The sequence below is a fragment of the Corynebacterium coyleae genome, assembly GCF_030408635.1.
Classification (GTDB): Bacteria; Actinomycetota; Actinomycetes; order Mycobacteriales; family Mycobacteriaceae; genus Corynebacterium; species Corynebacterium coyleae.
This window is the reverse complement of sequence record NZ_CP047198.1, coordinates 1,806,117-1,819,949: the sequence shown is the minus strand read 5'-3', so window position 1 is coordinate 1,819,949 and position 13,833 is coordinate 1,806,117. Positions and strand designations below refer to the sequence as shown.

The window sequence follows — 13,833 nt, the reverse complement described above, 5'->3', positions numbered from 1 at the left end:
GTGGTAGGGCTGGATTCCGGGTAGTTGGTAGGGCCCCGCGACGGGTTGGGGCTGCTGCTCGTCGCGGGGCCTGTTGATGGTGGTGTGTTACTCGGTTTCTAGTTGGGTGGCTAGGAAGTGGCGCATGTCGTATTCACCGAGTTCGACGCGTTGGCCGGTGTTGAGTCTGCTGACGAGGGAGTCAGCTGCGACTGGGTCGGGAAGTTTTTGTACCCAGTATGCGGCAGTGGTTTGGGAAACGATGATCGTCGGCAGCCTGCCATCGCGGTCGAATATGATCTTCGTTAGGTCTTCTTGCCCGCGTTGGTTGATTCCAATGGTCAGGAAATCATCAAGGATGAGCACGTCAGTGTTTTGTAGCCTGCGCATCTTGGTTACGTAACGCTCATCTGTCGGCGGGAAGGCCGCTAATTCATCTACAAGCTGGTCGAGCCGGTAGTACGCAACGCTGTATTCAGCCTGGCATGCAGCAACTCCGATGGCGCAGGCGATGTATGTCTTGCCTGCCCCTGTTGGGGCTAGGAGGTGGACGTTTCCGGGGTTTTCACGCCAGGGTGTTGCAGCGATGCGTTTGAGTTGACGAAGGTTCAGGCCGCGTTCTTCGACGTTTATCAGCTCGGCAAGTGTTGCACCTGGGTACCGGAACTTCGCTTGGGTGATGGCTTTGGTGATGTTTTGCGCGCGACGTTTGTGGGCGGTTTCTTCCACGGCTTTGAGAAATATCTCTTCAGGCAACTCGGTGTTTGCTTCATCTGCACTGGCAAGTGCGAAGAAGGTATCAGCGAAGGTTGAAAGCCGCAGCTTGCGCAGCGTTGCACGGATGTCATCGTCAAGATGGATCGTGGTCATGATGGGTTAGTCCTCCTGCTTCGGGGTGTCGTAGTAGCTTGCAGGGCGCAGGAACACTGCTTCTGGCATTGCGGCGATATCGACTACCCGAGCCTGGCCTGTTTGTGGTGTTGGGGTGTTGGCTTCGGCGTTACCGTTGCGGGCGATGTCGGCCTGGATGCGGGAGATGACCTGCAGATTCGGCGCGAGGTTGTGGTCGATGATTTGCTGGCATGCTGGTTCAAGTGTGGTTTTGTTGTGCTTGTTCCCGAGCTTGACCAACACGTTGCGGGCTGTGCGTAAACCGCGTGGCAGGGCTTGGGCGTTGTGCTCAAGGATCATGGCGATGACCTTGCTGGTTGCGGGCCCAAACGACGATGCTCTGGCGTAGAGCTCATCGCGAGTTAGCGGTTTGACCCCAGTAATCTCTTTGTCTGGGGTATGCGCAGGGTCTGTGCAATAGCGGTACTTAAACCCGTGCATACGCGGGTGTTCGGCCACGAGGCTATCGCCGTTGAAGATGCTGACCAGGCTGTTGGTCAGTCGTGCGCGCAAAGTCTTGCCGATGTATTGAAACGGCACGGAGTAGTACTGGTAGTCACAACAGATGTGCCAATTGCGATCGACTTTGACGCTGCGCCAGGACACTTCCGTAAATGGGGTGTCAGGAAGGTTGCGCATCATGGGTGCTTCATCGATGTCAAACAGCTCACGACGAGTAAACCCATGCGCATTGGGCATGGTTGTGTTGATGTCTTCGAGGCGCTCAGCGATCGCTTCGTTGAGCTCTTCAAGGCTATAGAACTCAACCCCATCGAAATAGCCAAGGATACGCGTATAGACAAGTTGGACGGCACGCTCAACTGCGGCTTTATCGCGGGGTTTTCCCGGACGTGCTGGTACAAGCAAGATGTCATAGTAGTCAGCGAAGTCCGCATAGCGCTGTTGGATGCGTCGTGCGGGTTTGTTCTTCGCCGGGCGATACGTTGCAGTCGGCGCGTTATCAGGAACGATGATGCCGGGGCGTTTCCCGAGGTAGTTTAGGGCTTTGACGTGGCAGTCAATCCAGGCGTCCATCTTCTCATTCGCCGTAGCAACCACAAATAACAAAGAAGAGTAGGGACAGACAGCCACAAATAGGCAAGCTTTCATCCCTACCTCACCGGTGGCTTGGTCGATGATGCGGACTTTGTCGCCCGCCCAGTCGACGTAGAGCTCTTGGCCTGGTTCATGCTCGATAATCGAGGTCATGCCGGTAGCCCGGATGTAGTCACGCAGGTGTTCACAGAACTGGGAGTACTGGTACTTCGATTCACCTGCGGCGCACGGGGAAGCGACATAGTCCATCCACAGTTTATGGCGCGTGAGGTGCTTGTTGTTCGCCAGCTTCTTCGCGAGTTTTTCGAAGTCAGGTCGGTCATAGCGCAAACGCCGACTCGTTCGCTGATCGCTAAAGTGCGTATCGAAGAACTCTGGATCCAGCTGGGCGAACGAAGACTGCGTGATTGCGTGGTCAGCAATCACTGCTTTGACTTTGGCGATATCCCTGTTGGAGCACTCCAAGGCAGCAGAGATGGCTGCATAACTCGCTCCGGTCAAACACATCGCCATGATGTCTTTGAAGTTGGCCATAAAAGGCCCTCCTTGCGGTCAGAAAGTGGTGACACACCGGCACAGATTGCGCCGACGTCACCTACAAAAATGACCGAAAAAGAAGACCCCTACCACCTATCCGGAAAACCCCTACCAACTACGCGGATTGCCCCTACCAACTACACGGAAACGGCAACCCGTCGCGTGCTGGTAGCCTACACTTCGTAGGAAGTTACGGGACAGAATAGTTAGTTGTCATGCCCTCATGACGAATGGCGCGTACTTGAAAGACCCACTATTCCTTGGGGTATGTGCGGATAGGCCGAAAGTCTTTGAAGCCGTTCGGTCAGCTGGAGTGGAGTTTTTCGGCCTCGAGACTGGCGACTTGCTAACAGCTCAGGCAGAGTGAATGATCGCTCTTTACGCACCTGGCTACTACTCACCGCCGATCCGCGACTTTGTTAGCTTTAACGAGCGGTCAGTTATGAAGGTGAATTCGCATATCACCTATGAAGCGGGATCCCTTTCCGATCCCGACACGGGGCTCTTCTCTAGTGCACACCGGTAAGAAAGCCATCACAGAACTGTCGGCGCCTTAGCGATACTTCAGGTCAAGGCGAATAATGACAGCATCGCTTGCTATAACGACTCATGCGGTTTCGGCCGCATTTACTACGCACAAGTGACTGGAATATCTATCGTCGCAAATAACATTCCCGCCGTCGTAGTGGCCAGGGGAGAAGTCTGTGAGTGTAATCAGGATTGTTGGGCCACCTACCACTGCGGTGGGGTTGTTGCGAGAAGAAGCGGCCGTGGCATTTACGTACTCCGGCGGGAAAGGAACTGTCGCGCTGGTTCATCAACCGCCGGTGCGGTGACAAAACCAAAAGATGCCAGTTTCTCGTGGTCATTTGCGATAATTGCGCCGATAGTGGACTCAATTAGAGATATAGGTGGTGGGACGTGGCCTTGCCCCCAATCGTCCATAAGCAGATTCAACCTGTTGGATTCGGCAGGAATCTTCCGCATCCAATAGGCGACGTGCCGGTCGCGGTGATGACCATCAAAAACATTTTGCATGAAGTACACAGTGTTTGGGAAACCGTCTCGGTATAACTCGCCTAAATCGGTAACGATAGGTAGCGACTCAAGGCTCGACTGCCCCCAGGCAGTCTCGACGTAGTCGGCGACCACGTCGGGATTGTATTCAGCGATGTCTGTTTGTGGATTCATGGCCAGTGCAATGGAACCTGGAAAACCGTGAGAGTAGAAGAGGCTTGCAAATCCGCCGCCCGAAGCTCCAAAGAAAATTACGCGCTGCTTCTTTTCGTAGCTACTGAGAAGGTGGCGAATGACGTTTGGCAGATCTCTTTGCAGAGGTTGTGATCTCGTGCCCGCAAACCACCCAAGGCTGAGACCCATTGATAGGACGGGATCGGAAATGCAAATGACATTTACATTGAACCCAGAGGTAACGTTTAGAGCGGAGAAGAGCGGGTAGGAAGATACTTTCCCATGCGCGAGTGCAGCGTGAAAGCAGACTATTGTTGTATCTGCCCCGCGATCAATGTGAAGAAGATCCAACTCACTGTCGCCGTATTTGACAGTGATGAACTCGGCATCGGGCGAAGACGCAAAAAAGTCGCCCAAGTTCCGATACGAGCAAACGTTTTCGAAACGTGACAGGTCTCGTCTAAGCATTCTGAGAACACTACAGCATTCCTCCTCCAGGGTAAATAGCGGTTGGAGGCATCGCTCTCCGTCCCGAGCGAAAGCTTTTTAACTGCTTCAGCACAGAAAGAAGGAGTAGACGGGCTGCAAAATCAAGTCGTCATCTCTGGGGGCAGGCGTTGCCCTTTAGGTTCCCGTATCGCATCGCATTAGAGGGACGCGGGTTCCAGTTAAGTACGGGCCATGAAGCGTCCTGGGTTTAGTTCCTACCTCTGCTAAGGAAGGATTGGCATTATGCCCAGAAAGTATTCCGTCGAATTCAGGGAGAAGGCGGTTCATCAAGTCGTTGAGATGATCCGTTTGGAGTCGTGCTCACGGCAACGCGCTTACGAGGAAGTCGGAGAGCTTCTTGGCGTGTCCCACCACACGTTGCGCGCTTGATACCGCGACAGCATCGCAGTCAACGAGCAGGCTTTGCCTTCAGGTGGTGAAACCTTGGAAGAAGAGCTTAAGCGGCTGCGCCGAAAAACGCGAGTTGAAACGAGCCAACGCAATCCTCAAGACTGCCTCGACTTTTTCGCGGCGGAACTCGACCGACCCACGACCAAATGATCGCCTACATCGACGCGCACAAGGATCAGTTTGGGTTCGAGGCCATCTGCCGTGTTTTGAAACCGGCAGATCGTGGATTCATCACTTCTCGCGGCTACCGCAAAGCCACTACTCGTGTCCCGAGTGCGACAGCGTTAAGCGATAGTCTGCTTATCCCAGAGATTCAACGCGTGCATGCGGAAAACTTCTCGGTCCAAGGCATCCGCAAGATGTGGCACGCGATGAACCGCGAAGGCTTTCATGCCGGCCGTGACAATACTGCACGCTTGATGAAGCTTGCAGGTGTTTCTGGTCGACGACGTGGACGAATCCCGATAACTACGATCAGTGCCAAGACACCGGATCATCGCCCGGACTTGGTAGAGCGAAACTTTCGTGCAACAGCACCTGGACGGCTTTGGGTGACCGACATTACCTACGTTCGCACCCTGTCAGGGTTTGCATACACAGCGTTTGTCACTGACGTCTACAGCCGCAAAATAGTCGGTGTTGCCACACGCTCTACGATGCGTACCGATGCGCTGCCGATGGAGGCTTTGGAACATTCTTTAACAACTGCCGGTCGAATCCATGGCGATCAGCTGGTACACCACAGTGATCGGGGAAGTCAGTACGTGTCGTTGAGGTACTCCGCCGCTTTAGCTGAAGCCGGAATCCGGCCGAGTGTCGGCACCGTTGGCGATTCCTATGACAACGCGCTGGCGGAGACGGTCAACGGTCTCTACAAGGCTGAACCTATCCATGCGCACGGCCTGTGGACGTCGGTCGGCGAAGTCGAGCTTGCCACCTTGCGATGGGTGCATTGGTGGAACACCAAACGCCTTCACGAAGCCTTGGACTACGCCACCCCACAGGAAATAGAAACCGAGTATTATCTCACCGAGCCCATCAACACAAGGCCATAAAAGAAGCGGAACCAAACCCTGGACGCTTCAGTTTTCTCCCATTGTTGATGCTGGAAGTACCGTCGTTCGGTGGCCTGTGTCTGCGTTGCCAGCTCCCGCTTGGAAGGAACCGTCTGGAGACCTGCTCGCGAGATGCAATGCCGTCCCGATACCGAGCCACCAACGTGATGGTGGCTCCGTGGGAGAGACCCAGAGCGTTCTGAGCTGCCAGGAGGCCTACCAAACCGTCACCGGAAGATCGCGAACACCGCTGCCGAATTTCCGGCTGCAACACCGCAGTCACCGAATCCGCTTAAAAACTTCACCGTGCGCAAGGCTCCTGTCCCAGTAGACCTGAACGACAACTAGTACTAGTTCATACAGCCGGGCTGCGACAGGTGGCTCGGCTCTGGTGACGGTGGCGGTACCAACTACTCGGGACGGGGCAGTACCGAGTCTTCGGAGCACCGGTACCAAGAACCCACAGCCGACACTGCTACCCGATACCCACTGAATCACTACCGGAAAGTCACGCCGCCGCTACCAGAAACGCGGTCGCAACATCCAAAAGGGCCACATCTAACCCCCGCGACACGCCGATAGTAGACACACTTTTGAGCCTTAACCCGCCTTAACCCCCGTTTAACCCGTTTGACCCGTGATGAACGCCAAAACGCCCCGCATGCGGAGAGCGGGGCGTTTTGTTGCTCCTCCAACTGGGCTCGAACCAGTGACCCTTCGATTAACAGTCGAATGCTCTGCCAACTGAGCTATGGAGGAATATTTTGTTGTGTTGCTCATTGCTGTGCAACGAGATGTAACAATAGCGTGGATTGTTATAGGTGCAAAATCGCCTGGTCAATGCGGGTAATTGTGCGTTATTGTGGCGGTTATGATTATTCCTGTTGGTGGGGTTCGTCCACACGCACTTGCTGGTGGCCTTATTGGGTTGGGCGTGGTGTTCATGCTCACGGCGCCGCGCTTTGAGGATTGGCGTGCGCTGGTTTTCTTGGGCCTGGCGCTGATCATCCCGTCGGTGGTGTGGCTTGTGGCGAACCGTTGGTTTCGTCGGCCGCGTGGGGTGGTGTGGTGGTTGCTCATCGCTGCGGCGGTTGCGCTTGGAGTGTGGGGAATTGCGCTGTTTCCCGCGACATAGGCGGTGATGGTGAGTAGGGTGGGCGACATGAAGAAACCGATGCTTGCTCTCGGCGTCGCTGCCGCCGTATCCACCTCTGTTGTTGTTGCGCCGTATGCGTTAGCGGAAAGTAGCGTGTCGCAAAGCGATGGCGCTGTTACTCGGGAGGAAGGTACGGCGGGGGATGAAGGGTCGTCGTTAAGCAGTGGCGCCATTGTGGGCATCTCGCTGGGTGTTCTGGCGGCCGTTGGCATTAGTGGGGCAGTTGCGGTGCAACAGGGGTGGCTGGAACTGCCGGAGCCACTGAACGCTCAGGTGCTTGGTGGGCTTGCGGCGATCGCGTCGGCGCTGTCGGTGCCTGCGCTGGCGCCGAAGCAGAAGGCGAAGCCGGCGGGGAACTCGTGCTCGCCAGCTGCGTTTGACGCGGTTGTGCCGGAGTGGCCGGCAGGGTTCGGTACGACCGTGAACTTCTGCGACGGCAAGTGGGCTGTTGCGGGTGCGAAGGGTACGGACTGGATCCTGTTCTTCAAGAACACGGACGGCAAGTGGGCCAGGATTCCGGCTGATGGCACGAAGCGGACGGGTATGACGCAGGCGTGCTACAACGGCATCAAACTGCGCCAGCAGGGCGCGCCGGAGGCGTTCATGCGTGAGGTGCCGGTGTGTACGCCGGCGGAGATTGGGGTGTAGGGGTTCGTCCCAGGCGATAGCGTTCTCGGAGCCCCTCACTGCGACCAAAAGGCAGCACTGCATGACGGTGACCTTTTGTTGAGGTTGGAGTAGTGGATGAACCCCGAAGGCCAAGGTAGTCGTCACGCGCTCAATCTAAATTCAGATGTGGTTGCCAACTGATGCTGGAGAGCCCCAAACGGAGGAAGATACGATGAAGTTGAATGTAACGAATCTTCCAAGGTCATCATAGGTACGCTTATTCCTGGATGGGGGCTCTACAGCGTTGTGTAGTGGGATACCGGTTCGATTCTTGGTGCTATTCAAACGGAAACGTTCGATTGAAAGTATCCACATCGAGAAGGTCGAATGGTTTGTTGCAGAGCTCGGCCACTTCTGCCACTAGAAACGGGTGCGGCACACCTTCCAGCTGCCAGTCATTCTTTTTCCGATCATTAGTGACAAAGATGACTGCAGGGACATCGGAGAGATCCGCGGAAGCCAATGCGTAAAGAAAATCTGCCCAGACGAAAAAATCACCATTCTTTCGATCAGGGTCGCCAAAACCAGGTGGACTTTTTGCAGAATTACGAACCGAGGCGAGCGCTGCAAACTCTTCGCGAGGCACGAATTTTGGATCTGATTTTGCAAGAAAGATTTTGACGAAATCTCTGACGCCGTGTTTGACCAACGGTCGGTCTGAATCTTCCAATTCTCTGTTGATGCTCTCGACCGCGTCCATCACGCCATCAAGTGAACTGAATCCGTGTGCCTGAGCGTCGCGTACTAGTCTTTCTAAGCGCTTCGAGATATCTGCTAAGTCTTGCAGAAAAGACTTCGAATCGTTGAGTCCGTTCCATACCTCCAGTAGAACCTGGCCCGGCATGAGAAGGGGACCCTGATGCCTCGTAGCGAGGTAGTCCTGTTGGTCATCCAACTTCTTTCCGCCGAAACCATATTTCTTGTAAACATTGGTGTCGAACGCAATAGCAACTTTTCGGTGATCGATTACTTCTAGGTCGACGAGCCGTTGATCACGATCGAAAGGGTACGCTTTTCCGTCTGAAGTCCAACCGGGGAAAAGATTGAGCCCGTCAATAATCAGTTTAGGATGCTTGGATATCGGGTTGTGGTTTAAAACCTCGTAGACGCGGTTGAGCGCTTCATCTTGTTGCACTAGAACCAAACCTCCGATGCCCTGCTCGCAATGTATTCACCTTCTTGTTTGACTGAGGTTTCGTCCCAGTGTCGATTCGGGGTAGTTGGTACCGCGAGTCCGCGTAGTTGGTACCGGTGTTCCACGTACCCGGTACTGCAAGGGGTTTTCTTTCATAGTTGATGTTGGCGACACCACAATCCGGTGGTGTCGCGTCAACATCTACTTGGAAGGAGCCGGTCCTTGTGGCTAACTTCAAACAGATCATCGCGATGTGCCTTGACGGTGCAAGCTACGCGCAGATCACACACGCATTGGGATGTTCACGACGAGAAGTATCCCGCGCAAAGAAAGTCATCGCTGATGAGGCACTAACGCCAGAGCGTTTCCGCCAACTCCCACCGGGATGGTTCGATGATCGATTCAGCGACGGCCGGAGTAAGCGGACGATGTCCTACGACCAGCCTGATTTTCAAGCCCTTGCACGCAAGCTCCAAAGCAAAAAGTGTTAGGACCACGGATTTAGTAACGCTGTGGTGAGTATCCAGTAACGCCCGGGTGAGTATCGGGTAACACCCGGGCGTTGACTATGAGCCGCTACTGCGTATTGGCTTCGAGGCGCATGTTCGGGCCTTCCAGCGTGATGATCTCAGCGCCAACGACAAGCCGATTCAGTATCGACTCGGCGATGACAGCATCCGGGATGGACTTGTACCACTCATCGGGCGTGAACTGGGAGGTGACAATGGTTGATCCCCGGTGTTCACGCTCAGCAAGAATGTTGAGCAGCTGGTGTGCTGTGGCAGCATCAATCGGCGTTGTTAAGAAGTCATCAAGCACGAGTACGTCTGCCAGGTGTAAGTCTTGAAGAAACTCCATGCGTGCTGTGTCATCATGGCGTAGCACCATTAGCTGGTTGGCCAGGGTGTCTGTGCGGAAGAAACGGGCAGAGTAGTCGTTTCTGCACGCAGCGGTAAGGAGTGCTTGGGCCAGGTATGTTTTGCCGACGGATGATTTGCCGAGGATGACAATGCTTTGCGCTTTTTGACACCATTGGCAGTGAGCGAGTCTGGTGATTTGCTCTTTGTTGAGGTTGCGGCCGGGTGCGTAGGTGATGTCTTCGATACACGCATCGAGATTTGGCGATCGGGATGCTTTGAGTAATTTGTTGACTCGTCGTTCACGCTTGGCCGCGACTTCTTTATCGAGCGCGTAGAGCACTTTGTCAGAAAAGCTCCACGAGTCGAAGACAGGATCTGCTGCAATATCAATCACGGTTCGGCCAAAAGCCGTCATACGTAGATCGGTAAAGACAGGCAGGATCGATTCATCAAGAAAGCGCGCTGATGCTGATGCTGGTTGTGGCTGTGTCATGACTGTAGGGGTCCTTTCTTCGTGAGGTTTTCCATACTGAACTGGGCAGACCCACCCAGATATGCGCCGCGGGTATCGCGTGCGTGTTCCACCGGTGGTGTTTCAGGCGCTGTTGTGGCTGGCAAATCATGGCCTGTCGGGCGGGTTGATTGGTCTTTGCGTACCGCGGCCATCATGTTTTTCACCGCGGTATACGACACTGCTCTCCTGGTGCCATCAGGTGCGATCAGGCGTGCACAGGCTTGTTCTAAAATCACTTTGTTGGCGTGTTTGCCCATATTCAGTACGTTTCGGCACGACTGAAATGCCTGGGCAGGGATTGCCTTTGCGCTGATGAGTTCTTCGATGACTGTCCGGGTTGCTGGCCCGATCTTGGCTGCTTCACGGTAGAAGTAGTCACTGGTCCACAACCCTGTGGTATCAGCCATGTTGGCAGGAATATGATCCACATCGGTGACATAGATTCCCCGGGCTTGGGCAAGCCGGTGGGTTGCAACACGCTGCCCGGCATCAAAGACGGTTACTTCATTGCCAGTGATACGTACATCGACAGTCCGGCCGACGAGCTGGTAAGGCACCGAATAACGTGCTGTGTTGACGGTGATGTGGAAGTTGGGGGCGACTTTCGCACGTTTCCATTCGGTATGCTGCCACGGTGTTGTGGGAAGTTCGCCGAGTACATCGCGTTCAAACTCGTCAAAGAGCATCCTTCTGCTGGTGTTGATGCCGCGAAACGGTACCGCGTCATTGATGCTGTCAACCAGGCTGCGGATGCGCGCATTGAGTTCATCGAGCCCAATACATTGATGTCCGTGGAGGGTGTGGATGACTTTTTGGGTGATGATCTTGACTGCTGCTTCTACATTCGCCTTATCCTTTGGACGCCGAGCACGAGCAGGCAGCGCGGCAGTGTTGTAGTGCTCAAGGAATTCCTCGTAGGTGGAATTGACCTGCCGGTTGCGGTCAGCAGCACTAATTGCGTGGGATGCTGTCGAAGCATTGTCCGGCACGATGACTTCAGCAACCCCGCCGAAGTATTCAAATGCTTGGATATGCGCCCACAGCCACGCTTGTTGCCGCTGGTTCGGGCAAGCACAGGCAAACAACATGCCGGAATACGGCAGTGACGCCACGAAAATGCTGACTTTTGCACCCCGAGCATCAGTTGGGTCGAACAGGCGCATTGCGGTGCCAGCCCAGTCGACTTGCATGGTGTGTCCCGGGGCATGGGTAATGCGTGCGGTAAGTCCTGTGGCATCGACGTGTTCAGCAACAAGCTGGCGGAAACGCTCGTAGCTGTAGTAACGCTGGGACGGGTGGGCTGGTTGGGTGGTGTAGCGGCCCCACAAGACTTGGAGAGTGACTTTGTTGCGGCCGGTACGTGCTTTGGCCACTGCGTCAAAGTCGATGGGTACGAAGTCGCCTTGGGCACCACTTCGGCCATCGACAAACCATGTGGCCATTTCTTCGTCGGTGATACCGGCGAGTTGTTCACCGGTTGTGATCTGGTGTGCCGCCATTGTGTGGCGGGCTTTTTGAACTGTGGTGTGTGAGCATCGCACAGTCGAGCAGATTTGGCGGACGGACCAGCCTTGTAAGACAAGGTCCATCACAGCCCGGTAATCAGTCACGATCGGACTCCTCTGATGATGCCGCGTGTCCTTTTGCCACGCGGTCAGAAGAATCTTCTCCCAAAGCGTTACCCGATACTCACCATTGCGTTACCCGATACTCACCACGGTGTTACTGGATACCCCCGCGCAACAGCAAAAAGCACGTGACCAGGCACAAGCTGTGGATGGACTACTTGTCGCAGCCGTGTCCGACGGACAAGACAAAGTACCAGTACTCCCAGTTTTGCAGTGGGCTCAATGAATTTCTCCGTGCTCATGATCTTGTCGAAGTCGTCACCCATGAGCCGGGGCAAGAGCTTTACGTCGACTGGGCTGGCGACAAAGTGCCGGTGGTGGATCAGGCCAGTGGTGATACCGCATTCAAGGCGTCGCTGTTTGTCGCGGTATGCCCGTACTCAGGGCTGATGTACGTCACTGCTGCTGCGAATGAGAAGATGCCGGCTTGGATTGCATGCCACGTCAAAGCGTTGAACTATCTTGGCAAATTACCGGCGGTCATCGTGCCGGATAATGCCTCTACGGCGACCTACCGGCCGAGGAAGCATTCAGGCTACCGGATGGTCACTGACCGCTACGCAGCGTTTGCCGACTACTACGGGGTCACGATTGTGCCGACAAGACCTGGCAGGCCACGCGACAAAGCGGCAGTAGAACGTGCTGTGAAAATCGCCTACACCAAAATACTCGGGTATTTCAGCGACGAGGTCTTCTACAATCTCGATGAACTCAATGAGGCAATCGCTGACCGGCTTGCCGATATCAACAGCGCAATGACACGGGCTGATGGCACAACACGGCGCATGCGCTTTGAGCAAGAAGAAGCACCAGTGATGCGCGATCTGCCGCCGACACCGTTTACGGAAGTGTCATACAAGCGGCTCAAAGTCGACCGTAATTGGCACATCACCTGTGACTACCAGTACTATTCTGTGCCATTTCAGCTGGTAGGAGAGGCAGTGACGGTCAGGCTCACCCCGCAACTGGTGAGCATCTTCAACGGTGATCAACTAGTTGCTGAACACACACGCCTTCACGGATTCAAATACCGGTACTCCACTGATCCCAACCATGGGCCAAGCAGCGATGACGAAGGCCACAAGGCGCTCACCCGCGACGAACTCTTGGCTTGGGCCTCGTCGTTCGGTTCTGCAACGCACACAGTCATAGCGATGATCCTCGATCGTAATAGTGCCGCCGTACCCCGCGGACTTCTTCAAGCTCGCAACGTGCTGGCCAACCTGGGCAAAAAGCACAGCAAAGCCACCCTCGAGCCGGCGTGCCAGCAGGTCTTAGAAAAGAAGCTGGCTCCAACTATGGCTGTGATCAAGCGCATCCAGACTGACATTGCGCACGCTCAGCAGCACCCTGCTGCACCAGGGCGAAAGACACAGCCCGCGACGAAGAACCAACAACGCCCAAGCGCCCCGCTTACCAGCGACGCAGCTGACGCCGTCTTCATCCGGCCTGCTGACCACTACGAAAACTAGAAGGAGCGTGAACCATGAGCAACATCAATGACGAAACAGTACGGGCAAAAATGCGAAAGCTTCGCGTATCGACCTTCGCTGATGTCTTCTACGAGATTGTCAACGACGAGGCCTACGCGGATGCGCTACCAGAGGACATCTTCCTCGCAGCAGTCGAAGAGGCCTACACACAACGGCAACAACGCAACATCGCCAAAGCCATCACCCAGGCACAATTCCGATACCCGGACGCGAGCCTTGCTGAAGTCACCCGAGCAGAACAACGCGGCATCAACATGCGCCAACTGAAACGAATCGCGGCGACCAACTGGCGGGAAAACCCGACCAACATTCACATCCTCGCACCGACCGGAACAGGGAAAACATACATAGTCTGCGCCATCGGCGTCGCCGCATGCCAAGCCGGATACTCCGTGGCCTACTACCGGCTAGACCAACTCGTAGACATGTTGGCGGTCTTCTCACCGACTGACCAAAACTACCTCGATAAGATGCGGAAACTGATCAATGTCGATGTCCTTATCATCGACGATTTTATGACCATGAGCATCAACCAGCGCGGGCAAGAAGACCTGAGCAAGATCATATTCGACCGCGACGGTCGACTCCCAACACTGATCTCCTCCCAATCGGCCGCCGCCTATTGGGTCGAAGCCCTCCCCGACAGAGTCGGAGCCGATTCACTCGTTAGCCGCCTCAACAACGGCCACCGAATCCGCATCGGAGACTTCGACATGCGCAAGGCCACCGCCCCAATAGAACCGGACGAATAAGACAAACAGCCGGGCCG

The 13,833-nt window shown here is 55.1% G+C and carries 11 protein-coding genes, 1 tRNA gene and 1 pseudogene; 6 read left to right on the top strand and 7 right to left on the bottom strand.

Features of this window, described 5'->3' with window-relative positions; genetic code table 11:
* Positions 1–87: 87 nt before the first annotated feature.
* From CCOY_RS08805 to CCOY_RS08795, 3 genes are all read right to left on the bottom strand, one after another.
* Positions 88–849, bottom strand: coding sequence for an ATP-binding protein (locus CCOY_RS08805; protein ID WP_070422898.1), 762 nt, complete (start codon positions 847–849; stop codon positions 88–90).
* 6 nt (positions 850–855) lie between these two features.
* Positions 856–2,460: an IS21 family transposase gene (gene istA, locus CCOY_RS08800; protein ID WP_070483559.1), complete on the bottom strand. Its 1,605-nt coding sequence runs from the start codon at positions 2,458–2,460 to the stop codon at positions 856–858.
* A gap of 780 nt (positions 2,461–3,240) precedes the next feature.
* A complete protein-coding gene (locus CCOY_RS08795) occupies positions 3,241–4,071 on the bottom strand; it encodes a hypothetical protein (RefSeq protein ID WP_143028416.1) in 831 nt (276 codons plus the stop codon).
* A gap of 315 nt (positions 4,072–4,386) precedes the next feature.
* Between CCOY_RS08795 and CCOY_RS08790 the strand changes: the two are divergent.
* Positions 4,387–5,609 (top strand): annotated as a pseudogene (locus tag CCOY_RS08790) (IS3 family transposase).
* 686 nt (positions 5,610–6,295) lie between these two features.
* Here CCOY_RS08790 and CCOY_RS08785 read toward each other — a convergent pair.
* A tRNA-Asn gene (locus tag CCOY_RS08785) sits at positions 6,296–6,368 on the bottom strand.
* A 112-nt stretch (positions 6,369–6,480) separates the two neighbouring features.
* Here CCOY_RS08785 and CCOY_RS08780 point away from each other — a divergent pair.
* Both CCOY_RS08780 and CCOY_RS08775 read left to right on the top strand, forming a co-directional pair.
* Positions 6,481–6,744: a hypothetical protein gene (locus CCOY_RS08780; RefSeq protein ID WP_092100369.1), complete on the top strand. Its 264-nt coding sequence runs from the start codon at positions 6,481–6,483 to the stop codon at positions 6,742–6,744.
* A 27-nt stretch (positions 6,745–6,771) separates the two neighbouring features.
* Positions 6,772–7,413, top strand: a complete 642-nt coding sequence (locus tag CCOY_RS08775; RefSeq protein ID WP_143028415.1) for a hypothetical protein — start codon at positions 6,772–6,774, stop codon at positions 7,411–7,413.
* Between the two features lie 298 nt (positions 7,414–7,711).
* Here the strand turns inward: CCOY_RS08775 and CCOY_RS08770 are convergent, their stop codons facing one another.
* Positions 7,712–8,569 carry a PIN-like domain-containing protein gene (locus CCOY_RS08770; RefSeq protein WP_143028414.1) on the bottom strand — a complete coding sequence of 286 codons (858 nt, stop codon included), beginning with the start codon at positions 8,567–8,569 and terminating at the stop codon, positions 7,712–7,714.
* Positions 8,570–8,793: 224 nt separating this feature from the next.
* Here CCOY_RS08770 and CCOY_RS08765 point away from each other — a divergent pair, with 224 nt between their 5' ends.
* Positions 8,794–9,060 (top strand): helix-turn-helix domain-containing protein, encoded by a 267-nt coding sequence (locus CCOY_RS08765; RefSeq protein ID WP_244268626.1) that lies wholly within the window; start codon positions 8,794–8,796, stop codon positions 9,058–9,060.
* Positions 9,061–9,145: 85 nt separating this feature from the next.
* Here CCOY_RS08765 and CCOY_RS08760 read toward each other — a convergent pair whose 3' ends face one another.
* Positions 9,146–9,922, bottom strand: coding sequence for an ATP-binding protein (locus CCOY_RS08760; protein ID WP_070451844.1), 777 nt, complete (start codon positions 9,920–9,922; stop codon positions 9,146–9,148).
* Complete coding sequence (gene istA, locus CCOY_RS08755) at positions 9,919–11,553, bottom strand: IS21 family transposase (protein WP_083308148.1); 1,635 nt, start codon at positions 11,551–11,553, stop codon at positions 9,919–9,921. The genes CCOY_RS08760 and istA (CCOY_RS08755) overlap by 4 nt, the downstream gene beginning before the upstream one ends.
* A 146-nt stretch (positions 11,554–11,699) precedes the next feature.
* Here istA (CCOY_RS08755) and istA (CCOY_RS08750) point away from each other — a divergent pair, with 146 nt between their 5' ends.
* On the top strand, positions 11,700–13,043 hold the full coding sequence (gene istA / locus CCOY_RS08750; RefSeq protein ID WP_244268625.1) for an IS21 family transposase: 1,344 nt from the start codon (positions 11,700–11,702) through the stop codon (positions 13,041–13,043).
* Positions 13,044–13,057: 14 nt separating this feature from the next.
* Positions 13,058–13,816 (top strand): ATP-binding protein, encoded by a 759-nt coding sequence (locus tag CCOY_RS08745; protein WP_092100363.1) that lies wholly within the window; start codon positions 13,058–13,060, stop codon positions 13,814–13,816.
* Positions 13,817–13,833: the final 17 nt, after the last annotated feature.

What these genes read in the sequence shown, in the direction of transcription:
- CCOY_RS08805 (WP_070422898.1), bottom strand. Translation starts at nt 849, where the DNA reads ATGACCACGATCCATCTTGACGATGACATCCGTGCAACGCTGCGCAAG.
- istA (WP_070483559.1), bottom strand. Translation starts at nt 2,460, where the DNA reads ATGGCCAACTTCAAAGACATCATGGCGATGTGTTTGACCGGAGCGAGT.
- CCOY_RS08760 (WP_070451844.1), bottom strand. Translation starts at nt 9,922, where the DNA reads ATGACACAGCCACAACCAGCATCAGCATCAGCGCGCTTTCTTGATGAA.
- CCOY_RS08745 (WP_092100363.1), top strand. Translation starts at nt 13,058, where the DNA reads ATGAGCAACATCAATGACGAAACAGTACGGGCAAAAATGCGAAAGCTT.
- CCOY_RS08780 (WP_092100369.1), top strand. Translation starts at nt 6,481, where the DNA reads ATGATTATTCCTGTTGGTGGGGTTCGTCCACACGCACTTGCTGGTGGC.
- CCOY_RS08775 (WP_143028415.1), top strand. Translation starts at nt 6,772, where the DNA reads ATGAAGAAACCGATGCTTGCTCTCGGCGTCGCTGCCGCCGTATCCACC.